This window comes from Rhizobacter sp. J219, from assembly GCF_024700055.1.
Taxonomy (GTDB): domain Bacteria; phylum Pseudomonadota; class Gammaproteobacteria; order Burkholderiales; family Burkholderiaceae_C; genus Rhizobacter.
The window spans coordinates 712,383-735,990 of the sequence record NZ_JAJOND010000001.1 but is presented as its reverse complement, the minus strand read 5'-3'; the positions used below and the strand labels follow the sequence as shown (position 1 = coordinate 735,990).

Genomic DNA, 23,608 nt, shown 5'->3' with positions numbered 1-23,608 from the left:
GGCGTCAGGCGCCGCTCGCCGGCGGCGGCAAAGGCCGGGGCGCCGGCTTGTTGCGGGCCCGTTCGGCATTGCGCCGTTCCACCGCTTCACGATGGGCCTCGATCTCGCGCTGACGGGCTTCGAAAGCTTCCCGCTTCTTCTGCTCGCGCGCACTGCGGTCTGGCGATTCCTTTGGCATGGGCCGCGCCTTGGGCGCCTTGCGTGGCGGCGTCGATGCCGCGGCGGACGCCGGTTGTGCTGGCGGTGCAGCCGATGCCGCTGCGGCCTTGTCGGCCAGACGCTTCTGGCGAGCCTCGGCACGCGCCTGGCGCTCCGCCGCATCGAGCGCATTTTCTTCAGCCGTCACACGGCTCAAGGCCTTCTGCTTCTCGACGCGAACCTTGTCGAGACAAGGGGTCACCACGAACTGCGTCTTGCAGGCTTCGGCACGGCGTGCGTGTTCGGCCTCGATGGCCTCGCGTTCGCGTTTCAGCTCTTCACGCGTCGCGGCGTTCGCACCGAGCGCTGCGATGGCGAGCATGAGCACGGCCGTCTTCATGTCAGCGACGTATCGACGTCTCGCTTGGCAAGCGACAGGAATTCCGTCGACTGCATCTCGTTCAGCCGAGACACCGTGCGCGGAAACTCGTGCGCAAGCGGGCCCTCGGTGTACAGCTGCTCCGGTGGCACCGCGGCCGACATGATGAGTTTCACGCGACGGTCGTAAAGCACGTCGACCAGCCAGGTGAAGCGCCGCGCTTCCGAGGCGAGCCGCGGCGACATCTGCGGCACGTCCGACAACAACACCGTGTGGAATTGCGTCGCCAGTTCGAGGTAGTCATTCTGCGAACGCGGGCCGCCGCAGAGCTGCTTGAAATCGAACCACACCGCACCACCTGCCTTGCGACGCGCATGCAGCTCGCGGTGCTCGATGTGCAGCACCGGGGTTTCGTCCTTGCTTTCGGCGAGACGCGTGAAGGCCTCGCTCATCGCGGCATCGGCCTCGGGCCCGAGGGGGGTGTGGTACAGCTTGACCTGCTCCAGCGTGCGCCGGCGGTAGTCGGTGCCGTTGTCGACGCTCAGCACCTCCATTTTCTCCTTCAGCAGCTCGATCGCCGGCAGGATGCGATCGCGGTGCAGGCCGTTCGGGTACAGCCCGTCCGGCTCGAAGTTGGAGGTGGTCACGATGCTCACGCGGTGCTCGAACAGCGATTCGAGCAGTCGGTGCAGGATCATCGCGTCGGTCACGTCGGCGACGTGGAACTCGTCGAAGCAGATGAGGCGGTAGCGCCGCGCGATGCGCTTGCCCAGTTCGTGCAGCGGGTTGACCGTGCCCTTCAACTCGGCCAGCTCGCGGTGCACCTCGCGCATGAACTCGTGGAAGTGCAGCCGCGTCTTGCGGGTGAGCGGCACGGCGTTGAAGAAGCAATCCATCAGGAAGCTCTTTCCCCGCCCTACCCCGCCATACATGTAGACACCGCGCGGGATCGGCGGCTTCACCACCAGCTTGGTGATGGCGTTGCTGCGGCGGGCCTTGTAGTCGGCCCACTCCCGCTCGCAGCGTTCGAGCGCATCGATGGCACGCAGCTGGGCCGGGTCGGGCTGGTACCCCCGCTCGGCCAGCGTCTGCTCGTAGAGCGCTCGAACTCCCAAGGTGAGGTCAGAAGTTCAGCGTGCGCTTGTCCACCGCGAGTGCGGCTTCCTTGGTCGCTTCGCTCAAGCTCGGATGCGCATGGCAGATGCGCGCAATGTCTTCGGCCGAGGCCTTGAACTCCATCGCCACCACCGCTTCCGAGATGGCTCCGGAGGCCATCGGTCCCACGATGTGCACGCCGAGGATCTCGTCGGTCTTGGCATCGGCGAGGAACTTCACCATGCCCGTCGTGTCGCCCAGGGCACGCGCGCGGCCGTTGGCGGTGAACGGGAAGGTGCCGGCCTTGTAGGCGCGGCCTGCAGCCTTGAGCTGCTGCTCGGTCTGTCCCACCCACGCGATCTCGGGCGAGGTGTAGATGACCCACGGGATGGTGTTGAAGTTCACGTGCCCGTGCTGGCCGGCGATGCGCTCGGCCACGGCCACACCCTCTTCCTCGGCCTTGTGCGCAAGCATCGGGCCGCGCACCACGTCGCCGATGGCCCAGACGTTGGGCAGGTTGGTCTTGCAGTCGTCGTCGACGACGATGGCGCCACGCTCGTCGAGCTTGAGGCCCACGGCTTCGGGGTTCAGGCCGATGGTGTTGGGTACACGGCCGATCGACACGATGAGCTTGTCGACCTCCAGCGTCTGCGCTTCGCCCTTGGCGTTGGCATACGCTACCGTCACGCCCTTCTTGCCCGACTTGACCTCGCCGATCTTCACGCCGAGTTCGATCTTCAGACCCTGCTTGTTGAAGGCCTTGGCGGCTTCCTTGGCGATCTGCTCATCGACGGCGCCGAGGAAGGTGGGCAGCGCTTCCAGCACCACCACCTCCGAGCCGAGGCGACGCCACACCGAGCCCATCTCGAGGCCGATGACGCCGGCGCCGATCAGGCCCAGCTTCTTCGGCACCGAGGGAATGCGCAGTGCGCCATCGTTGGAGAGGATGTTCTCTTCGTCGAAGGCGGCCCCGGGCAGTGCACGCGGGTTGGAGCCAGTGGCGACGATCACGTGCTTTGCCGTGAGCGACTCTTCCGCCGCACCGGCCACCTTGATCTCGTAGGCGCCGTCAGCGGCCTTCACGAAGGAACCACGGCCGTGGAAGAACGACACCTTGTTCTTCTTGAAGAGGTACAGGATGCCGTCGTTGTTCTGCTTCACGACGGTGTCTTTGCGGCCGAGCATCTTGGCCACGTCCATGCTCAGGTTCGACAGCCCGATGCCATGGTCGGCAAAGTGCTTGCCCGCATGCTCGAAATGCTCGCTCGACTGCAGCAGCGCCTTCGAGGGAATGCAACCGACGTTCGTGCAGGTGCCGCCCGGTGCCGGACCGCCCTTGCCGTTTTTCCACTCGTCGATGCAGGCGACGTTGAAGCCGAGTTGTGCTGCGCGGATGGCGGCGATGTAGCCACCGGGGCCGCCACCGATGACGACCACGTCGAAGTTCTTGCTCATGGTCGTGTCCTCAGATGTCGAACAGCAGGCGGGCCGGGTCTTCCAGCGCTTCCTTCATCGCCACGAGCGACAGCACGGCTTCGCGGCCGTCGATGATGCGGTGGTCGTAGCTCATCGCCAGGTAGTTCATCGGGCGGATGACGATCTGGCCGTTCTCGACGACAGCGCGGTCCTTCGTGGCGTGCACGCCGAGGATGGCCGACTGCGGCGGGTTGATGATGGGCGTCGACAGCATCGAGCCGAAGGTGCCGCCGTTCGAGATGGAGAAGGTGCCGCCGGTGAGGTCATCGAGCGAGAGCTTGCCTTCTTTGGCCTTGTTGCCAAACTCGGCGATCTTCTTTTCGATTTCGGCGAAGGTCATCTGGTCGGCGTTGCGCAGGATGGGCACCACCAGGCCGCGCGGCGAGCCGACCGCGATGCCGATGTCGAAGTAGCCGTGGTAGACGATGTCATTGCCGTCAACCGAGGCGTTGACGACCGGGTAGCGCTTGAGCGCGGCCACCGCGGCCTTCACGAAGAAGCTCATGAAGCCCAGCTTCACGCCGTGCTCCTTCTCGAACTTCTCCTGGAACTTCTTGCGCATCTCCATCACCGGGGCCATGTTCACCTCGTTGAACGTGGTGAGGATGGCGTTGGTCGATTGCGACTGCACCAGGCGCTCGGCGACGCGGGCGCGAAGGCGGCTCATCGGCACGCGCTGCTCGGGGCGGTCGCCCAGGTTCATCGCAACGGGTGCGGCCACGGCGGGCAGCGGCTTGGCGACGGCGGCGTTCACCGGTGCGCTCACGGGTGCGGCGGCAGCGGGCTTTGCACCCCCGGCGATCGCGCCCAGCACGTCGCCTTTGGTCACGCGGCCGTCCTTGCCGGTGCCGGCGACAGAGCTGGCCGTGAGGTTGTTGTCGGCCAGCAGCTTGGCGGCGGCGGGCATGGCCACGTCGCCCTTGCTGCCGCCTGCGGCGGGCGCTGCCGCGGCAGGCGCGGGGGCCGCTGCAGCAGGGGCAGGCGCGGCTGCGGCAGGAGCGGCTGCACCGGCCTTGCCTTCGGTGTCGATCTTGGCGATGACTTCGTCGCTCACCACGCTGGAGCCATCACCCTTGACGATTTCACCCATCACACCGGCCGACGGTGCCGGCACTTCGAGCACAACCTTGTCGGTCTCGATCTCAATGAGGATTTCATCCACGGCCACGGCTTCGCCGGGCTTCTTCTTCCACTGCAGCAGCGTCGCTTCGGCGACGGATTCGGAAAGCTGCGGAACCTTGACTTCTACGATTGCCATTTCAATTCTTTCTGTCGTTCATCACCCCGCGCGAGTGGCCGTCTTTTCGCGGCCGAGCGCACGAAGCGACGACGGCGCAGGGCGGCCGCCGTCGCTCTCGTGAACATCACTTCGTCAGGACAAAACCTTTGAGCTTGCCGAATGCCTGGTCGAGCAGGGCCTTCTGCTGCTCCTGGTGCAGGTGCGAGTAGCCCACCGCCGGCGAGGCCGAGGCCGGGCGACCGGCGTAGCCGAGCTTCTGGCCTTCGGTCATGTTCTCGTGGATGTAGTGCTGCACGAAGAACCAGGCGCCCTGGTTTTGCGGCTCGTCCTGGCACCACACCACCTCGGTCGCGTTCGGGAACTTCTTCAGTTCAGCCGAGAACGCCTTGTGCGGGAACGGGTACAGCTGCTCCACGCGCAGGACCACGGTGTCGAAGGACTTCTTCTCGTCACGCTTCTTCATCAGGTCGTAGGCGACCTTGCCCGAGCAGGCAATGATGCGCTTGACCTTCTGCGGATCGATCTCGGGATGGTTGGGCCCGATCACGGTGCGGAACTCGCCCTTGGTGAACTCGGCCAGCGGAGACGACGCATCCTTGGCGCGCAGCAGCGACTTGGGCGTCATGATGACGAGGGGCTTGCGGAACATACGCACCATCTGCCGGCGCAGCAGGTGGAAGATCTGGCTGGCCGTGGTCGGCTGCACGATCTGCATGTTGTTGTCGGCGGCCAGCTGCATGAAGCGTTCGAGGCGCGCCGACGAGTGCTCGGGGCCTTGGCCCTCGTAGCCGTGCGGCAGCATCAGCGTGAGGCCGTTGGCACGGCCCCATTTCACTTCGCCGGACGCGATGAACTGGTCGATCACGACCTGCGCGCCGTTCACGAAGTCACCGAACTGCGCTTCCCAGATCACGAGGGTGTTGGGATCGGCAGACGCATAGCCGTACTCGAAGCCGAGCACGGCTTCTTCGGACAGCAGCGAGTCGATGACGACGAACGGCGCCTGGTTGTCGGCGATGTGCTGCAGCGGCGTCCAGGTGCCTTCGTCCCACTTCTCGCGGTTCTGATCGTGCAGCACGGCGTGGCGGTGCGTGAACGTGCCACGGCCGCAGTCTTCGCCCGACAGACGCACCGGGTAGCCGCTCGCCACGAGCGAGGCGTAGGCGAAATGCTCGGCCATGCCCCAGTCGACGTTGATCTCTCCACGGCCCATCGCCGCACGGTCGGCGAGCACCTTCTCGACCAGCGGATGCGGCTTGAAGTTGACCGGGATCGCGGTGATGCGCTCGGCCAGACGCTTGATCTCGGTGAGCGGCAGCGCGGTGTCGGCCGAGTCGGTCCACTTCTTGTTGAGGAAGGGCGACCAGTCGACGGCGTACTTGCTCTTGTAGTTGGTGAGCACCGGGTCGACCGTGTGCTTGCCGGCTTCCATCGCGGCGCGATAGGCCTTGACCATGTCGTCCGGACCTTCGGGCGGCAGCACGCCCTGGGCGACGAGCTTGTCGCCGTAGAGCTTGCGGGTGCCGGGGTGCTGGCCGATCTTCTTGTACATCAGCGGCTGGGTGAGGGACGGCGTGTCCTGCTCGTTGTGGCCCAGCTTGCGGAAGCAGACGATGTCGACGACCACGTCCTTGTTGAACTCCTGGCGGTAGTCGAGCGCCAGCTGGGTGCACAGCACCACGGCTTCGGGGTCGTCGCCGTTCACGTGCAGCACCGGTGCCTCGATCATCTTGACGACGTCGGTGCAATACAGCGTGGAGCGGGTATCGCGCGGGTCGCTGGTGGTGAAGCCGATCTGGTTGTTGATGACGATGTGCAGCGTGCCACCGGTGTAGTAGCCGCGGGTCTGCGCGAGCGCCAGCGTTTCCATCACCACGCCCTGGCCCGCGAAGGCCGCGTCGCCGTGCACCAGCACGGGCAGCACGGTGTCGCCGGCCTTGTCGCCGCGGCGGTCGAGACGCGCCTTGACCGAACCTTCGACCACCGGGTTCACGATCTCCAGGTGCGAGGGGTTGAACGACAGGCTCAGGTGCACCGGGCCACCGTCGGTCGACACGTCGCTCGAGAAGCCCTGGTGGTACTTCACGTCGCCTGAGGGCAGGTTTTCCGGCGCGGTGTGGTCGAACTCGGCGAAGAGGTCCTTGGGCATCTTGCCCAGGGTGTTGACGAGAACGTTGAGGCGGCCGCGGTGGGCCATGCCGATCACGATTTCCTGCACGCCCTTGACGCCCGAGCGTTGCACCACCTCGTCCATCGAGGCGATGAAGCTCTCGCCGCCTTCAAGCGAGAAGCGCTTCTGGCCGACGTATTTGGTGTGCAGATAACGCTCCAGGCCTTCGGCGGCCGTGAGCTTTTCGAGGATGTTCTTCTTCTCCTCGGCGGTGTAGGTGGGCTTCGAGCGGATCGACTCGAGCTTTTGCTGCCACCAGCGCTTTTCCACCGGCTCGGTGATGTGCATGAACTCGGCGCCGATGCTGCCGCAGTAGGTTTCACGCAGCGCCTGCAGGATCTCGCGCAGCGTCTGCTGCTCGGCGGTGGTGAAGTAGGTGTTCGTCGCGCTGAACGTGATGTCCATGTCGGACTCGCTCAGGTCGTAGAACGCCGGCTCCAGCTCAGGGATCTTGGGGCGCTCTTGCCGCTTGAGCGGGTCGAGGTCGGCCCAGCGGGCGCCGATCGAGCGGTAGGCGGCGATCAGCGACTGGACGTGGACCTGCTTGCGCGCAACGGCCAGCTCGGTGCTGCTCGTCTTGACAGCAAAGGCGTTGGCCTTGGCGCGCTGAGCGAATGATTCAACCACCGGCGCGTGGGCCACATCGCGGGCCTCGGTGCCATCGGTCGCAGGAACGTTTTGGAGGGCGTCGAAGTACGCACGCCAGTTGTCGGGCACGGAGCCCGGGTTGTCGAGGTAGGCCTCGTACATCTCTTCGACGTAGGGCGCATTGCCTCCGAACAGGTACGAGTTCGACCTGTATTCCTGCATCATTTCGCTCACCTTTCGCTCCGGTTTCCGGGGCTGTAGTGGGTTGATAAACCTTCCGCGACACGGCTTAACCGACTGGCGGATTGCGACCCGCCTTGACTGACATCAAGGGGACGGGAAGGACCGTAAAAAGTCTGGGCGCGACTGTAACACCGGCTTGGAACCGCTGTCACTTCGGCGCATTGGACTCTGCGTTGCTTCTTACGATGCCAACAGGGACAAATCTCACACTCGCATGCACCGCGTCATCCACCTCCACCCCGAAGCACCCGCCAAGCCGGCGGTCGGCGTAGCCTGCAATGGCTGCGGGGTGTGCTGCGCGGCCGAGCCTTGCCCCATCGGCATGCTCGTGAGCCGGCGGCGCCAAGGCGCGTGTGCCGCGCTCGTGTGGATTGAAAGTGCACGGGCGTACCGCTGCGGCGTGGTGAGCGAGCCTCAGCGTTACCTCAAGGTGCGTTGGATGGCCCAGGTGCTGGGCCGGGCCGCGCGGCGTTTGATCGCCGCGGGCCAAGGCTGCGATTGCAACCTGTCGGTCGACGCTGGCTGATCAGGCGATCGCAGCGAGCCGCTCGCGGGCGGCGGCGTATTCGCTGGCTAGGCGCTGCACCAGTTCACGCGCAGGCAGCACCTTCTTCACGGCGCCGATGCCCTGGCCCGAACCCCAGATGTCCTTCCAGGGCTTGACGCGGTTGCTGCCGAAACTCATGGCGCTGGCGTCGCTGGTCGGCAGGTTGTCGGGGTCGAGGCCGGCGTTGCGGATCGACGGCGCGAGGTAGTTGCCGTGCACGCCGGTGAAGAGGTTGCTGTAGACGATGTCGTCGGAGGTGCCGTCGACGATCGACTGCTTGTAGCGCTCGTCGGCGCGCGCCTCTTCGGTGGCGATGAAGGCCGTGCCGATGTAGGCGAAGTCGGCACCCATCGCCTGCGCGGCGAGCACAGCGGCGCCGTTGGCGATCGAGCCGCTCAAGGCGAGCGGGCCGTCGAACCACTCGCGGATCTCCTGGATCAGCGCAAACGGGCTCTTCACCCCCGCGTGGCCACCGGCCCCGGCCGCCACGGCGATCAGGCCGTCGGCACCCTTCTCGATCGCCTTGTGCGCGAACTTGTTGTTGATGATGTCGTGCAGCACCACGCCGCCCCAGCCATGCACCGCCTGGTTCACGTCTTCACGCGCACCCAGCGAGGTGATGATGATGGGCACCTTGTACTTGGCGCACAGCGCCATGTCGTGCTCAAGACGGTCGTTGCTCTTGTGCACGATCTGGTTGATCGCGAAGGGCGCGGCCGGCTTGTCGGGGTTGGCCTTGTTGTAGGCCGCCAGCGTTTCGGTGATCTCGGCCAACCACTCGTCCAGCAGTTCCGCAGGGCGCGCATTGAGGGCGGGCATCGAGCCCACCACACCCGCCTTGCACTGCTCGATCACGAGCTTGGGATTGCTGATGATGAAGAGCGGCGATCCGATGATGGGCAGCGGCAGGTTCTGCAGAATGGGAGGCAGGGCCACGAAGGTCTCCAGGATTCGAGGTGTTGGCCGAGTGTGGCAATGCCACATCGGCCCGGCAATCACGGGGGCGACAACTCAGAAAGCGTCGAGCGCCAGCGCGGTCACGCTGTCGGCACCTTCGACGATCGCATCGCGCTGGCCCGGCACACGGCTCAGGATGTGTTCGGCATAGAACTGCGCCGTCGTCACCTTGGCCTGCAGGAAGGCAGCATCGCCCTCGCCGGCCTTCAGTTGCGATTCGGCGACCAGCAGCGCACGGCCGAGCTGCCAGCCGGCCATCACGTTGCCGGCGAGCATCAGATACGGCACCGAGCCGGCGAACACCGCGTTCGGATTGCCCTTGGTGCCACCGGCCACGAAGTCAACCACCTGCTCGAAGGCGACGCGGGCTGCCGTCAGGCGCTTGTGCACCGCGCGAGCGGCCACGCTGTCGCGCTTGGCGAGTTCGGCTTCGGTCTTGGCGATCTGCTGGGCGATGGCTTTCGCCGTCTGGCCGCCGTCACGCGCTGTCTTGCGACCCACGAGGTCGTTCGCCTGGATCGCCGTCGTGCCTTCGTAGATGGTCAGGATCTTCGCGTCGCGGTAGTACTGCGCCGCGCCGGTCTCTTCGATGAAGCCCATGCCGCCGTGCACCTGCACGCCCAGGCTGGTCACTTCGAGGCTCATCTCAGTGCTGTAGCCCTTCACCAGCGGCACCATGAATTCGTAGAACGCCTGGTTCTGCTTGCGCACTTCCGTATCGGGGTGGGCATGGGCCGCGTCATAGGCCGCTGCCGCGGTGATCGCCATGGCGCGACAGCCTTCGACGAGCGATCGCATCGTCATCAGCATGCGCTTCACGTCGGGGTGATGAATGATGGGCGCGCTCTTGTTGATGGAGCCGTCGACCGGGCGTGACTGCACGCGGTCCTTCGCGTACTGCACCGCCTTCTGGTACGAACGTTCGGCCACCGCGATGCCCTGGATGCCCACCGCGTAACGCGCGGCGTTCATCATGATGAACATGTACTCGAGGCCGCGGTTCTCCTGACCGACGAGGTAGCCAACGGCGCCGCCGTGGTCACCGAACTGCAGCACGGCCGTGGGGCTCGCCTTGATGCCCATCTTGTGCTCGATGCTCACGCAGTGCGCATCGTTGCGCGCCCCCAGCGAGCCGTCGGTGTTGACCATGAACTTCGGTACGACGAAGAGGCTGATGCCCTTTACGCCCTCCGGTGCGCCAGTCACGCGTGCCAGCACGAGGTGCACGATGTTCTCGGCCATGTCGTGCTCACCATAGGTGATGAAGATCTTGGTGCCGAAGATCTTGTACGTGCCATCGGGCTGCGGCTCGGCGCGAGTGCGCACGAGCGCGAGGTCGGAGCCGGCCTGCGGCTCGGTGAGGTTCATCGTGCCGGTCCACTTGCCCGAGATCATGTTGGGCAGGTAGGTCGACTGCAGCTCGGGCGAGCCGGCGGTGAGCAGCGCCTCGATCGCGCCGTCGGTGAGCAACGGGCACAGCGCGAAGCTCATGTTGGCGCTGTTGAGCATCTCGATGCAGGCCGCGCCGATGGTCTTGGGCAGGCCCTGGCCGCCGAAGTCGGTCGGGTGCTGCAGGCCTTGCCAGCCGCCTTCGGCGAGCTGACGGAACGCATCCTTGAAACCCGGAGTGGTGAAGACCTTGCCGTCCTTCCAATACGAGGGGTTCTTGTCGCCCTCGAAGTTGAGCGGCGCCAGCACGTCCTGGTTGAACTTGGCCGATTCTTCGAGCACGGCTTGTGCGGTTTCCAGACCGGCTTCTTCAAAGCCCGGCAGCTTGGCGACTTCTTCCAGTCCGGCCAGCTCCTTCATGCAGAACAGCATGTCTTTCACGGGGGCGACGTAGCTCATGGCATCTCCTTCGCTATTTCTTTGTGCAAGGCGAGAAAAAGCCCGTTGGCCTGAATGGGGCGAACGGGCTTGCTGTCGTGGTGTGTTTTAAAGCGCCTTCACCAGCTCGGGCACGGCGGTGAAGAGGTCGGCCTCGAGACTGTAGTCAGCGACCGAGAAGATCGGCGCCTCGGGGTCTTTGTTGATGGCCACGATCACCTTGCTGTCCTTCATGCCGGCCAGGTGCTGGATCGCCCCCGAGATGCCGGCGGCGATGTACAGCTGCGGGGCCACGATCTTGCCGGTCTGGCCCACCTGCCAGTCGTTGGGGGCGTAGCCCGCATCGACCGCGGCGCGGCTCGCGCCCAGTGCGGCCCCCAGCTTGTCGGCCAGCGGCGTGAGCACTTCGGTGAACTTGTCCGAGCTTCCGAGTGCCCGGCCACCGGAGACGATGATCTTCGCGGCAGTCAGCTCGGGCCGGTCGTTCTTGGCGATCTCGCTGCCCTGGAAGCTGCTCTTGCCGCTGTCGGCGGCTGCGGCAGCGGTTTCGACGGCGGCGCTGCCACCGGTGGCGGCGGCGGCATCGAAGCCGGTGGTGCGCACGGTGATGACCTTCACCTTGTCGGCGCTCTGCACGGTGGCAATGGCGTTGCCGGCGTAGATCGGGCGCTCGAAGGTGTCGGCGGAGACGACCTTGGTGATGTCGCTGATCTGGCCGACGTCGAGCTTGGCGGCCACGCGCGGGGCGATGTTCTTGCCGGCGGCGGTGGCGGGGAAGAGGATGTGGCTGTAGTTGCCGGCGATGGCCAGGACTTGGGCGGCGACGTTCTCGGCCAGGCCGTGGTCGAGCTGGGCGCCGTCGGCGTGGATCACCTTGGCCACACCAGCGATCTGGCTGGCGGCCTTGGCGGCTTCGGCGGCTGCGTTGCCGGCGACGAGCACGTGCACGTCGCCGCCGATGGCGGCGGCAGCGGTCACGGTGTTCAGGGTCGCGCCCTTGACGGTCTTGTTGTCGTGTTCAGCAATGACGAGGATGGTCATGTTGTGAGTTCCTTGCCTGTTCTCAGAGGACCTTGGAGACGTTCTTGAGCTTGTCGACGAGGGTCGCGACATCGGCGACCTTGATGCCGGCGCTGCGCTTCGGGGGGCTCGGCGACCTTCAGGGTCTTGATGCGTGGGGCGACGTCGACGCCGAGCGCGTCGGGTTTGATCGTCTCGAGCGGCTTCTTCTTGGCCTTCATGATGTTGGGCAGCGTCACGTAGCGCGGCTCGTTCAGGCGCAGGTCGGTGGTGACCACGGCCGGCAGGCTGAGCTTCAGGGTCTCCAGGCCGCCGTCGACTTCGCGGGTGACGGTGGCGCTGTCAGCGGCCAACTCGACCTTGCTGGCGAAGGTGGCCTGCGGCAGGTCGGCGAGCGCGGCCAGCATCTGGCCGGTCTGGTTGCAGTCGTCATCGATGGCCTGCTTGCCGAGGATGACGAGGCCAGGCTGTTCCTTGTCGACGAGCGCCTTCAGGAGCTTGGCCACCGCCAGCGGCTGCAGCTCCGCATCGGTCTCGACCAGGATGCCGCGGTCGGCGCCGATGGCCATCGCGGTGCGCAGGGTCTCCTGGCACTGGGTGGGGCCGGCAGACACGGCGATCACTTCGGTGACCACGCCTTTTTCCTTCAGACGCACGGCTTCTTCCACCGCAATCTCGTCGAAGGGGTTCATGCTCATCTTGACGTTGGCGATGTCCACACCGCTGCCGTCACTCTTCACACGCACCTTCACGTTGTAGTCCACCACTCGCTTGACGGCTACCAGCACTTTCATCGCACGTATCTCCTAGGACATTGAAGACGGGGGATCCGCTTTTCCGCCCATCTCTTCTCTAGGACTGGCGAAAAAACGAACGATCGTTCGCTTTCTGGATTGTCTCACGATCTCGCGCCGCCGCAAACGTGCATTCGTCTCGCACTGCTAGACTGCGCGCCCCATGAACCCCACCCGGACCCCACTTGTCGGCGTGTTCGATTCCGGGGTAGGCGGCCTGTCGGTCCTCAAGGCGCTGCATTCCCAACTGCCGTCACACGACCTGCTGTACGTGGCCGACTCGGCCCATGCCCCGTATGGCGAGCGCACGGACGAGTACATCAGCCAGCGCACCCACCGCATCGCGAGCCACCTGCTCGCCGAAGGGGCCCGCCTGCTCGTCATCGCCTGCAACACCGCCACAGCCGTCGCGGCGGCTAGCCTGCGCGAGCGGTGGCCGCTGGTGCCCATCGTCGCCGTCGAGCCGGGCGTCAAGCCCGCCGTCGCACTCACACGCAACGGCCACATCGGCGTAATGGCCACCCCCGCCACGCTGCGCAGCGAGAAATTCAAGCACCTGCTCAGCGCACATGGCCAGGGCATCTCGGTTCATCTTCAACCTTGCCCCGGTCTTGCCGGGCAGATCGAGCACGGCATCCAGGACGACCCGGCGCTGCTGAAACTCATCGACCAGTTCAGTGCGCCGTTGAAAGCCGCCCATGTCGACACCGTCGTGCTCGGCTGCACGCACTACCCCTTCGTGCACGCGCAGATCCAGCAAGCCTTCGGCAGGGACGTCACGCTCGTCGACACCGCCGAGGCCGTGGCACGCCAGGCCGCACGTCTGCTGAACGATGCCGAGACCACATGGCCCGCCCCACGCCGCGTGCGCCTGCACACGACAGGCAACGCCGCGCGCCTCGCCGAACTTGCAGCACGCTGGCTGCCCTTTCCGTGTGAGGTGGCTCACGCCCCCGGCCTCTGAAGGAAGTTGCCGCGCTGCGCCCGCGCAGGCTTGATTCAGCTCAACGTCGCCACAGGGTGTCTGTTGCTACGCTGGGCAGCATGAATCGACGCAACATCCTCTCGATGGCCCTGGGCGCCGTGGCGCTCATGACCCGGCCCGCGATGGCGGTGGGCGCGCTGCCGCAGGTGGAGGTTTTCAAGAGCCCCCACTGCGGCTGCTGCGGCGCCTGGGCGAACCACATGAAGGCCGCCGGCTTTCCTGTGAAGGTGACACTGGTGGACGACACCACGACCACGCGCAAGCGCGTGGGCCTGCCCGACAAGTTCGGCAGCTGCCACACCGCGCTTGTGGGCGGCTATGCGGTGGAAGGCCACGTGCCCGCTGGCGAGGTCAAGCGCCTGCTCGCGCAAAAGCCCGACGCGATCGGTCTGGCGGTTCCCGGCATGCCGCCGGGTTCGCCGGGCATGGATGCCGGCTCTCGCAAGCACCCCTACAAGGTCTACCTCATCAGCAGAAGCGGTCGCGAAACGGTGTTCGCTTCGTACTGATGCCTCTGTCATGCGCAGGCCTCACCGCCGCGCCGGCTTGCCCCAACCGCAGCCGACAATCGCGCATGACCCAGCCCGATCCCCATTCTTTGAGCCCCCTGGCGCTGCCGGGCGGCGAGCCGATCCGCGACCCGCTCGCGGGCCCGAGCACCTTCGCCACCTTCGCCTCTCTCGGGCTGTCGCCCAACCTGCTGCGTGCGGTCGGCGAGCTGGGCTTTGACGCGCCCACGCCCATCCAGGCCGCCGCGATCCCGGCGGCACTGGCCGGTCGCGATGTGCTGGGCTCGGCCCAGACCGGCTCAGGCAAAACGGCGGCGTTTGTCTTTCCGGTGCTGCAGCGGATCGAGTCGGTCGCCCGGCCCCGGCGCACCCAGGCGCTCGTGCTGGTGCCCACGCGCGAACTTGCGGCGCAGGTCGGCGAGTCGATGCGCGAGACCGCACGTTTCCTGGCCGAGCCGGTGAAGGTATCGATCCTGTTCGGCGGCGTGTCGATCAACCCGCAAATGATGGCCTTGCGCGGTGGCGCGGATGTGGTCGTCGCGACGCCGGGCCGCCTGCTCGACGTGGTGGCGCAGAACGCACTCAACCTGGCCAGCGTGGGCTGCGTCGTGCTCGACGAAGCCGATCGCCTGCTCGACGCCGCGTTCGCCGACGAGTTGCATCGCGTGCTCGCGCTGCTGCCTGCGCGTCGGCAGACCTTGTTGTTCTCGGCCACCTTCCCGGCCGCGGTGGAGGCCTTGGCGGGCACGCTGCTGCACGACCCGGTGCGAGTCGACATCCCGCACGAGCACGAGGCGCCCGGTCAAGCCGATGAGCGCAGGATCGAAGAACACGCCATCGAGGTCGATGCAGCGCGACGCACCCCCTGTTGCGCCACCTGATCGAGCAAGGCGCGTGGACTCGCGTGCTCGTCTTCGTGGCCACACGCTATGCCTGCGACCACGTGGCCGACAAGCTGCGCAAGGCCGGTTTGGCCGCTGCGGCCTTCCACGGCGATGCGAGCCAGGGTGCGCGCACGGGGGTGCTGTCGGACTTCAAGGCAGGCAAGCTCCAGGTGCTGGTGGCCACCGATCTTGGCGCACGCGGCATCGACATCGCGCAATTGCCGGTCGTCGTGAACTACGACTTGCCTCGCTCGGCCGTCGACTACACGCATCGCATCGGGCGCACGGCGCGGGCCGGGGCCTCGGGGCTGGCGGTGAGTTTCGTCAGCGCTTCAACCGAAGCGCATTTCCGCTTGATCGAGAAGCGCCAGGGTCACCGCGTGGCGCGCGAGCGGATCGCGGGCTACGAGCCGGGCGAAACGGCAGCGCCGGCAGCGGCTGTGGGCGGCATCAAAGGCAAGCGGCCGAGCAAGAAAGACAAGCTGCGGGCAGCCGGGCTGCGCTGATCGAATGGATCGAGATCTGGTGCCTGGGACGGGCATCGAACCCGTACGCCCTCTTTCGAGAGGCGCCGCGTTACTAGCCTGTACTGGCATTGTGGACACATGGTCCTCTAGGCAAACTCACCTGCAACTTGCCCCGTTGTGTTCACTAGACAAAAGATCGTCATAGACACTTCGCCGAGTGATGTGTCCACAGCGTTGCTCCCGCCCGTCCAAGGCAATACGCGTGAGCAAGAGCACTGGCCAAACCACGCTTCGCTCCGGAAGCGCTGCTGCTGTCGCATCGATCAGGCACTTACGGACTTCCGCTCCGCAGCGATCACGGTCATCCGGCTCGCGCAGCTGGATGGCGGCTTCCGACCCGTAGCTGCCTGTCGGGCAATCCGATCGGACCTGCTTGAAGCAGGCACTGCGAGCATCTTCTTGTCGAGTCAGCTGAGCACTGTCGACTCATCATCCGACTGAGGCGGCAGCAGCCAGTGCCGCTGGCTGGTCCAGCCCAAGAACGTCACCGGCTGGACCGCAACGTCTACATCAAATTGCTGTCGAGGACCGGCCGCTTGTGCCAAGCCCGCCACCGCGGGCGCAAATCGACGCTGGAACTCAGCTGGTTCATTGCGCAGCCGCTCGCTTACCCATTCCAGGAAGTGATCTACATCGCCATCGTCTTTGCTCACAAAGAACACCATCTGTCGCCACGCATAGGCTGAGTTCTTGAGCCGATGCAGCGCGACTTGGTAGCCGGCATCCGGCAATTGCAGATGGTCCACGATCCAGTCAAAGCAGTGCTTGGCAAGCTCGTGCCAGCGGCCGGCGAGTGCTTGCTGTACACCGGGCAGCGATGTGATCGATGCAAGGTTGTGTGTCGTTAGAACTTGCTGTTGCTCGATGACTTGACCATTGATGGCCGGCCGATACGTACCCAGGGTCACACCGGCGCGCAGAGCGCACAGCTGCGCAAGGGCGTCGGGCCCGCTCGAGCCTCCACGACTTGCATTCTCGGATTTCGCGAGCTTCTCAACGATGGAGTCGTAGTCGATCGCGTAGTAGCGGGCATAAAGTGAGCCGCGCAACATGCTCGCAGCCTCGCGAATCGCGTCTGGAAATTTCGGTGAGAACCGCCCCATGAAAATATCCGCGGCCAGTTCTTCGGTGATCGGAAGAGCTAGTTGGGCAGTCTTGGCCAGTGCGACTATTTCCTGCAGCAGCTTGTTGGGCACGATGGCGTGTGGAAACGCCTTCAGTGTCAGCGCGCAGACCTCGACCAATGCTTGCTTCGCCAGCTCGGTGGCCGTTAGGTTCTCGCTGCGATAGCGCTCCAACACTCGCACCCACGGCAACTCATCCATTTGGACCTGCTTCTGTAGGTCGAGCAGCAGCAACGACCGGCGCCGCCTGAACGCGCGATATATGGCCGCGTACAACTCGCGCAGGGCATGGTTGCTAATGCCCGCGGCGCGAAGCCCGGAGGTGAGCTGCGGTAGCACTTGGGCCAGAACCTCGCCCGAAGTGAGCAGGCCACGCTGTACCAGCCCTTCAACGGTGTCCCGCAGGCACCGTTGCAGCTTGCCAACGATGGACGACGGAATCCGCGTGCCACTCGCCAACGAACCCAGGGCGGCCTCTTCAGGCCCAATGTCGGCGATCAATTCGTTGAGGTCATCGACACCCTCGGCCTGGGGCAGCTTCGCCAGACGCCGGGCGACGCATGCCGCAATCTCCTGGTGTGTCGGCGCCATAGCCTGGTGCCGTTGCCGATCACGCTGCGCCGTCGCCTTGTCAGATGATGGAATCCCTCGCACGGCAACATAGCGAGCAAGCACGAGACGTATGCGTCCTTGCTCTCGTCGAGTGAGTCGCGCTGGATCCTCGAGCACTAGTGTGAGGCCACCGATCAGCGTCGAAAGCGATGCTCCCTGCCGCACCGCGCGTCCGCAATGGCGGTGCGCCTCGCGCGCCGTTTTCAGCTCGAGCAACAGCGAAGCGGCCCGCTCTGTCCATCCGGCGGGATACTGGGCACAGGGCCAACCCCCTTCTACGACGAACTGCCCTGCACTTCCCCTTCGCCACACGCCAGCATCGTCCCTCAGGGCCTTCGGTGGCGCACCCACGACGGTCTCAAGGAACAGGGCTACCAGGCGGTCGTACAACGGTGTCCAAACTCCCACCGCTTCGCGTTGCGCAACGATCCGGGGGTTCGGACGAATCGCCTGCAAGCGCTTGGCTGTGGTGGCCGCGTCTTCCAGTTGAACCAGTGTGCCTGCGCTGCGCCGAGCTTCCGACATCGCGGGGTAGAAGCGCAGCTGCGACATGTAAGGCGCAATTGCATCGATCAGCTGCCGCGCCTGCTCCACAAACCCCTGATCTATGAGCCATGCGACGACTGGCAGCGCTCCCTCTTCGGGAACACAGATCTCGTACCGGTTCTCTTTCAGTGCCTGGCACAGTCGATGAAGGCCCGCATCGGAGAGAAAGTAGCGATTGAGGTGAAGCCTTGGCTCCGACTCCGAAGGCAAGCCGAGCTCTTCGAGCAAGTGCAGTTCGTGTTCTAGCAACGGACCCGCGGACAACGCTTGGCCTGTGGCAAAGCCCCCGGTCACGACTTCTAACGTGACCCAGGTGGGAAACTTGGCCACGGGTTGCCGCTGCCCGTGCGACACGGCGCCACTGAGCATGCCCATCAGAACATCCGACCAGCGGCGCACGCGTTCCCTCGCCTGCAGGTCGTCATTCGAGCCCGCGTGTACAAGTGCCTGCGCCAACTGAGAGGTGGGATACGCGGTGCCAGTGCGCAACGGCGAGGACGGTGCGTCTTCGTCTCGAGTCATGATTAAGAGATGGATCCGAGGGCTGGGTACGAACCAGCGCCCTCCCGGTTACAAGCCGGGTGTTCTGCTCTGAACTACCTCGGAATCGAGTTGGTGTTGCGGGATCCGGGGGCTGGCATCGAACCAGCGCCTTCCCGGTCCGAAGCCGGGCGTTCTGCCGCTGAACTACCCCGGAGCTGAACTGAGCTGAATTCTGCCCTTTGACGAGACCGTGACGTTCGGTGTTTGCCCGTCAGATGTCAGGACCAAGTTCTCCAATAGCCACCCTGACTCAAGAGCAGCAGCGGAGAGCCGCAAGAAGCGCAGGTCTCGGCGCCTGCAAGCGGCCTCTGAGAAGTGACTGCTCCTGGCCGATTGCAGTCACGCGCAATGGAAGCGCGACCGTCTCAGTCCAGTCTGAAGCGGCCATCGAGTAGCCCGCCCGTCCAGTACCTGCACTCAAGACATTCGACCGTCCCACCGCGGCACCACACTCGTCCACCACGCCATGCGGTCGTCGCGAGCGACGACTGCCGCTCGACAAGTAGGGGGCGTCACGCGGTGACGCGGATCTTGACAAAGTACAACGCGATACGCGCACGCCCAAACAAAGCGCAAAGGGACGCCATAAGAGGTCTGCAGGTTAACTGCACCTCTACGGGAAAAGACGCTCCGCCCGGGTGACGGAGTGCAAAGCCATGCCTAAACGAGTGTGCAACTCAATGCTTCAAATCACATCCGAATGGACTCAAGCACTTTTCTTATGCGCCGACGGCTCAGTGTGCGCGTCAAAGGCCATGTTGGATCCGGCGCCCCTCGGCGCCCGGCCGTGTGGTCAGCACAGGGCCTTCTTCGACGAGGTACTGCCGCGCCGTGACGGTGCTGACGTAGTGCCACCGGGCCTGAAGCTCGTCGCGGGTCGCGGTGATCAGCATGAAGCCGCGTCGGCTGGTGTCAGCGTAGACGAGTGGGCCGATGAGTTCCTGCAGTGCGCCAGCAAAGGCTAGGGGCGGCTCGTTCGGGAAGATGGCTTCGAACCCGGGTGAAGTGACCGAAGGCGTGGCAAATTCGACACCCACCGGGTTGCCCTGCAAATCGGCCAGATCGCTCGCCCATGCGTTGTGCGTGTCGCCCGCGAGGACGACCAGGTTCTTGTCGAGGCTGCGTGCCGTGTGGAGCAAGGTCTCCCGCGCCACGGGGTAGCCGTCCCAGGCATCGAGGTTGTATGGGATGGACGGTGCAGCGAGGATGACGCGTTCCTGCGGCGTGATCGAGGCGGGGTCGCGCTGCGCTCTGGCGGCAAGCTCGGCATAGGCCGAGATGGTGATCTGGCCCAGCAGCAGCGGCGCCGGCACTTTCATGCGCGCCATCAGCACCTGCTGGCCGAGCACCTGCCAGAGCGCGCTCGATCGAGCGAGTTGAGTGCCGAGCCAAGCGGCCTGCTCCGCGCCGAGGATCTGACGCGTCGGGTTCGACAGGTCTGCGGAAAAACGCGCGGCATCGAATCCTGTCGCGCCCACGTAGCTCGAAATCTCGAGCTGAAGATCACGGCCGATGAGCCGCGTGTCGAGCATGTGCAAAGACAGCAGATCACCGAAGTCGAAGCTGCGGAAGATGCGCTCCGGCCGCTTGGCATCGGGCAGGCGCGTGGGCATCCACTCGTGATAGGCCTGCAGCGCGGCAGCGCGTCGGGCGGCCCAGCTGCCTTCGGTGGCGGGGCTGTGGTTTTCGGCGCCCTCGCGCCAGGCGTCGTTGGCGATCTCATGGTCGTCCCACACGACGATGAACGGCATCGCCGCATGGAGGGCCTGCAGGTCCGGGTCTTCGCGGTACTGGGCGTGGCGCTGGCGGTAGTCGGCCAGCGTGAGCAGTTCACCCGCCGGCTCGCTCACACGACCTAGCTGCTCGGCCCGTTCGGAGGCATAGCCGTCTTTCGGGTACTCGTAGATGTAGTCACCGAGGTGCAGCGCCGCGTCCACGTCTTTCAGCTTGGCAGCTGCACCGTACACGTTGAAGTAGCCGGCCGGGTAGTTGGAGCACGAAAACACCGCCAGCTTTACCTGCTCGATGCCACCGCGCGGCAGCGTGCGCGTGCGGCCGACCGGCGAGGCCATGCCGAGGCTGACGAAGCGATACCAGTAGGTGGTGCCAGGGCGCAGCCCGACCGCGTCGACCTTGACGGTGTAGTCAGCCTCGGCAACAGCATGCGCAGTGCCACGTGCCACCACATGGCGAAAGTTCGCATCGCGCGACACCTCCCACACCAGTGCGACGCGACGCGCTTGATCGAGTTGCGTGCGGGCCTTGCCATCGGAACGCGCTGCGCTCTCAAGGCGGCTCAGCGCTTCCAGCATTGCGGCATCAGGCGTGATGCGCGTCCACAGCACCACACGGTCTTGCAGCGGGTCGCCGCTGGCCACGCCGTGGAGAAAGTCGAACGAGCCGCCCTCGCAACCCGACAGTGACACCGCGCTGCCGACCACGATCGTGCCGGCGGCAACCGATCGAATGAACTCGCGGCGATTGGGATGGGGCTGGTGGCTCATGCGGACTCGCAAGACAGTGTCGACAGCCCTCAGTCTTGCGGCCCGCGATGACGCCGTCGTGACGCGCACGCCACCCGCCGCAGGCAGCCCGGGCTCGCCTCCTCCGGCATCGAAAGACGACTTGTCATCTTCAAGCGCGAACATCGCGGCAATGCTCAAGGAACTCTTTCTCATCGGCATCGTCGTCATCGGCGGCTTGGGCGTGTCGCGGCTGTGGGTCACGCACCGTCGGCTGCAGGCGGTGCTGCTCTGCCTCGCCGTGGCGCTGTGCATCCTCTGGTTGGCGCGGCGCTGGCACATCGATCTGAGCGGAGTGGCCTGAATGTCGATCGAGATCGGCCGACGCCGGCTGCTGGAGCGCGCGGGTGCGGGGGTGTTGTCTCTGGGCTTGTCCGGCTGCGTGCGCCCCACGCCACCCGATGTGGCAACGCTCATCGCGCGTGCCACGCCATCGGTCGTGGGGGTCGGCGACGGGTCCGGCGTGTCCGGCTCCGGGTTCGTGCTCGCGGGCACGCGCTGGGTGGTGAGCGCCGCGCATGTGCTCCGGTCGCTGAACGCGCCGCTGAAGATCACCTCGGCCGGGGTGACAACCCACGCGCGTCTGCACGCGCTCGACGAAGCCGCCGACCTGGCCTTGCTTCGCCTCACGCACGACGTCGCGGCCCCCGGCCTGGCCCTGGCGGACACCGCTGCGACGGTCGGCCAATGGGCCGTGGTGCTGGGATGTCCCTTCGGCACGCTGCCGACGGCCACGCTCGGCATCGTGAGCGCCCTTCCCGGCGCGGTGCTGGAGCCCGCCGAGCTCCGGCGCCGCCTCCAGCTCAACGCGGCCGTGAACCCCGGCAACTCGGGCGGCCCGGTCCTCGACCTCGGTGGCCGCGTGATCGGCGTGGCCAACGCCACCGTTCCCGGCGGCTACGGCCTCGGCTTCGCAGTGCCTGCACACGATGTGCAGGCACTGCTCGACCTCAGCGGCGACCTCAACCGCACTGGCCGAGGAAGTTGAGGTTCAGCGCCGACACGCCGCCGTTGCCGGTGTTGGTGACGATCACGATGCCCACGCAGGGCAGCCGGCCCTGGTTGACACGCGGCCAGCCGTTGGCGAAGTAGAGGCGGTCGCCGCCGAAGAGATCGTCTTCGTCGATGAAGTCGGGGCGCAGCACCGCGCCCACGCCGCCTTCCTGCTGCAGCGAGTTGCCGATCGAGACCACCTTGTTGATGAGTCGGATGCCGGCGGCGATGTCGCGCGGCTGGCGCAGCGTCATCAGGTTGCGGATCAGGTCGCCGCCCACGCAGCCGATGAGCGTCACCCGCACGGCCGACGCATCGCGGCCGAAGCCCGAGCCGGTGACGATGCTCGGCCGGTAGTTCGGGCACACGTAGGCCACCGACGAGCTGGCCAGGCACATGTCGATCGACACACCCCCGCCGCCGCTCGCGTTGATCGCATCGGCCGCCATGATGTTGATGAGGCTGTTCACCAGCGTCACGGTCAGCTCGATGATGTTGGCGCGGGCGGTGCCCGACAGGTCGGTGAAGATCGAGAACGCGAAGGCCGCGAACGAATACACCTGCACCGGCTGCGTGCCCTGGTAGAAGGCGCGCGGGCCCTTCTGCAGCGGCTTCGACGGCGCATGCGTGTTGGCCAGCCACGCAGGACGGCCACTCACCGACGAGGTCGACACCACCGCCAGCAGCTCGCCCGACTTGCGCTTCACCGCATCGAGCAGCTGCGGCAACTCGGTGCCGATCAGCTGGTTGAGCACCGCCTGCTGCTGGGCGGCGCCGAGCGTGCTCAGGCGCAGCGCCTGCAGGTCGGCCAAGGCCTGGCGGTAGGCCGTGGCGGCGGCCTGCATCGTGTTCAGCGAATCCTGCGTCATCGCGTTGACGTTCAGCGCCTCCACCTGCGTGCGCGCGGTGGTGATGCGGGTGCGCACGGTGGCCAGCGCGGCCACGAACGATGCGTCCTGCGCCCCGGCGGTGAAGCCGCGGCCCGACAGGAAGGCCGGCGTGAGCAGCCCGCCGTTGGGCGGCGCAAGTACCTGCGTTGCGCTCAGCACCGCGGTGGAGTTGTCGTGCTGGGCCGACAAGGCCTGCAGCGCCGCACGGGCTTCGGCCAGGCCGCTCGTGTTGCCGGTTTCGGCCGCACGGGCGGCGGCGCCGAGCACCTCGTTCAGCCCTCCGGCATAACGGCTGGCCTGCACGGTGGTAGCGGCCGAGCCGCTGGGCAGCAGAAGCACCTCGCGGCTGGCGGTGATCGACGAGCCAGCGAGCGACACCGTCACGCGGTAGCGGCCACCCGACTCCTTGCCGTAGTTGGGGTCAGTCGGGTCGCCGTCGGCGTAGAGGCCTTCGGGGTCGATGGCCGTGTCCTGGTTGAGCAGGCGCTTGGCGAGCTTGGGGAAGCTCACGCTCAGGCCGTCGACCACCGGCGCGCGGCCGATCGCCGTGCCCACGGGGGCCACCGTCACGCTGAACTGGAAGGGGCCGTTGTCGAGCACCACGCCGTTTGCGTCGCGCACGACGGGTGTCACCGAGACGCTGCCGTCGGGGGCCACGATGGGCTCCGAAAGCGAAATGTCCATCGAACTCGGGCCCACGACCACCGGCACGCCGGTGACCGTCCACGACAGCACCGCCGGGTTGAAGGGCAGCGTGCGGTCCTGGCGGATGGTGAAGACGTCGGTGGTGGTGAGCGTGGCGCCGGCGGCGAGGTTGCCCACCGCCACCGTGGCCTTGACCACCTGCGTGGCGGCCGAGCTGCTCTGCACGACCGCCTGCACGTTGTTGAGCGCGGTGTCGCCGTTGCGCACCGTGATGCGGTACGAGTAGTCGAAGGTGGTGCGACCCGAGCGGAGCGAGCTCACGGCTCATGCCCGGTCACGGTAGCCTGCGCGGCG

The 23,608-nt window shown here is 65.9% G+C and carries 16 protein-coding genes, 2 tRNA genes and 2 pseudogenes; 6 read left to right on the top strand and 14 right to left on the bottom strand.

What is annotated here, in order from left to right; all coding sequences use genetic code 11:
• Positions 1 to 4 precede the first annotated feature (4 nt).
• The 5 genes from LRS03_RS03365 to LRS03_RS03345 all read right to left on the bottom strand — a co-directional run bounded on the left by LRS03_RS03365 (position 5) and on the right by LRS03_RS03345 (position 7,311).
• Positions 5 to 538 carry a hypothetical protein gene (locus LRS03_RS03365; RefSeq protein ID WP_257823865.1) on the bottom strand — a complete coding sequence of 178 codons (534 nt, stop codon included), beginning with the start codon at positions 536 to 538 and terminating at the stop codon, positions 5 to 7.
• Positions 535 to 1,632, bottom strand: coding sequence for a cell division protein ZapE (gene zapE, locus LRS03_RS03360; protein ID WP_257823864.1), 1,098 nt, complete (start codon positions 1,630 to 1,632; stop codon positions 535 to 537). Before zapE ends, LRS03_RS03365 begins: the two co-directional genes overlap by 4 nt.
• Positions 1,633 to 1,639: 7 nt before the next feature.
• Entirely contained in the window at positions 1,640 to 3,067 is a 1,428-nt protein-coding gene (lpdA, locus tag LRS03_RS03355; RefSeq protein ID WP_257823863.1) for a dihydrolipoyl dehydrogenase, read from the bottom strand.
• Between the two features lie 10 nt (positions 3,068 to 3,077).
• Positions 3,078 to 4,346: a 2-oxoglutarate dehydrogenase complex dihydrolipoyllysine-residue succinyltransferase gene (gene odhB, locus LRS03_RS03350; protein ID WP_257823862.1), complete on the bottom strand. Its 1,269-nt coding sequence runs from the start codon at positions 4,344 to 4,346 to the stop codon at positions 3,078 to 3,080.
• A 106-nt stretch (positions 4,347 to 4,452) separates the two neighbouring features.
• A complete protein-coding gene (locus LRS03_RS03345) occupies positions 4,453 to 7,311 on the bottom strand; it encodes a 2-oxoglutarate dehydrogenase E1 component (protein WP_257829387.1) in 2,859 nt (952 codons plus the stop codon).
• A 232-nt stretch (positions 7,312 to 7,543) separates the two neighbouring features.
• On the opposite strand from LRS03_RS03345, the gene LRS03_RS03340 reads away from it, so the two are divergent.
• Positions 7,544 to 7,855, top strand: coding sequence for a hypothetical protein (locus LRS03_RS03340; protein WP_257823861.1), 312 nt, complete (start codon positions 7,544 to 7,546; stop codon positions 7,853 to 7,855).
• Here LRS03_RS03340 and LRS03_RS03335 read toward each other — a convergent pair whose 3' ends face one another.
• From LRS03_RS03335 to LRS03_RS03320, 4 genes and pseudogenes are all read right to left on the bottom strand, one after another.
• Entirely contained in the window at positions 7,856 to 8,812 is a 957-nt protein-coding gene (locus LRS03_RS03335) for an NAD(P)H-dependent flavin oxidoreductase (protein WP_257823860.1), read from the bottom strand.
• A gap of 75 nt (positions 8,813 to 8,887) precedes the next feature.
• Positions 8,888 to 10,681: an acyl-CoA dehydrogenase gene (locus LRS03_RS03330; RefSeq protein ID WP_257823859.1), complete on the bottom strand. Its 1,794-nt coding sequence runs from the start codon at positions 10,679 to 10,681 to the stop codon at positions 8,888 to 8,890.
• A gap of 87 nt (positions 10,682 to 10,768) precedes the next feature.
• A complete protein-coding gene (locus LRS03_RS03325; protein ID WP_257823858.1) occupies positions 10,769 to 11,701 on the bottom strand; it encodes an electron transfer flavoprotein subunit alpha/FixB family protein in 933 nt (310 codons plus the stop codon).
• A gap of 22 nt (positions 11,702 to 11,723) precedes the next feature.
• Positions 11,724 to 12,474 (bottom strand): annotated as a pseudogene (locus LRS03_RS03320) (electron transfer flavoprotein subunit beta/FixA family protein).
• A 163-nt stretch (positions 12,475 to 12,637) separates the two neighbouring features.
• Here LRS03_RS03320 and murI point away from each other — a divergent pair.
• The 3 genes and pseudogenes from murI to LRS03_RS03305 all read left to right on the top strand — a co-directional run bounded on the left by murI (position 12,638) and on the right by LRS03_RS03305 (position 15,358).
• On the top strand, positions 12,638 to 13,438 hold the full coding sequence (murI, locus tag LRS03_RS03315) for a glutamate racemase (RefSeq protein WP_257823857.1): 801 nt from the start codon (positions 12,638 to 12,640) through the stop codon (positions 13,436 to 13,438).
• Positions 13,439 to 13,518: 80 nt separating this feature from the next.
• A complete protein-coding gene (locus tag LRS03_RS03310; RefSeq protein ID WP_257823856.1) occupies positions 13,519 to 13,968 on the top strand; it encodes a DUF411 domain-containing protein in 450 nt (149 codons plus the stop codon).
• A gap of 122 nt (positions 13,969 to 14,090) precedes the next feature.
• Positions 14,091 to 15,358, top strand: a pseudogene (locus LRS03_RS03305) (DEAD/DEAH box helicase).
• Between the two features lie 428 nt (positions 15,359 to 15,786).
• On the opposite strand, the gene LRS03_RS03300 reads toward LRS03_RS03305, so the two are convergent.
• The 4 genes from LRS03_RS03300 to LRS03_RS03285 all read right to left on the bottom strand — a co-directional run bounded on the left by LRS03_RS03300 (position 15,787) and on the right by LRS03_RS03285 (position 20,708).
• On the bottom strand, positions 15,787 to 18,183 hold the full coding sequence (locus LRS03_RS03300) for a hypothetical protein (protein ID WP_257823855.1): 2,397 nt from the start codon (positions 18,181 to 18,183) through the stop codon (positions 15,787 to 15,789).
• A 10-nt stretch (positions 18,184 to 18,193) separates the two neighbouring features.
• Positions 18,194 to 18,267: transfer RNA gene (locus LRS03_RS03295), tRNA-Thr, on the bottom strand.
• Between the two features lie 19 nt (positions 18,268 to 18,286).
• Positions 18,287 to 18,358, bottom strand: a tRNA-Arg gene (locus LRS03_RS03290).
• A 592-nt stretch (positions 18,359 to 18,950) separates the two neighbouring features.
• Positions 18,951 to 20,708 carry an alkaline phosphatase D family protein gene (locus LRS03_RS03285; RefSeq protein ID WP_257823853.1) on the bottom strand — a complete coding sequence of 586 codons (1,758 nt, stop codon included), beginning with the start codon at positions 20,706 to 20,708 and terminating at the stop codon, positions 18,951 to 18,953.
• Between the two features lie 121 nt (positions 20,709 to 20,829).
• On the opposite strand from LRS03_RS03285, the gene LRS03_RS03280 reads away from it, so the two are divergent.
• On the top strand, positions 20,830 to 21,030 hold the full coding sequence (locus LRS03_RS03280) for a hypothetical protein (RefSeq protein WP_257823852.1): 201 nt from the start codon (positions 20,830 to 20,832) through the stop codon (positions 21,028 to 21,030).
• Positions 21,031 to 21,714 (top strand): S1C family serine protease, encoded by a 684-nt coding sequence (locus tag LRS03_RS03275; RefSeq protein WP_257823851.1) that lies wholly within the window; start codon positions 21,031 to 21,033, stop codon positions 21,712 to 21,714.
• On the opposite strand, the gene LRS03_RS03270 is transcribed toward LRS03_RS03275, so the two are convergent.
• Positions 21,689 to 23,575: a hypothetical protein gene (locus LRS03_RS03270; protein WP_257823849.1), complete on the bottom strand. Its 1,887-nt coding sequence runs from the start codon at positions 23,573 to 23,575 to the stop codon at positions 21,689 to 21,691. The genes LRS03_RS03275 and LRS03_RS03270 overlap by 26 nt on opposite strands.
• Between the last annotated feature and the right edge of the window lie 33 nt (positions 23,576 to 23,608).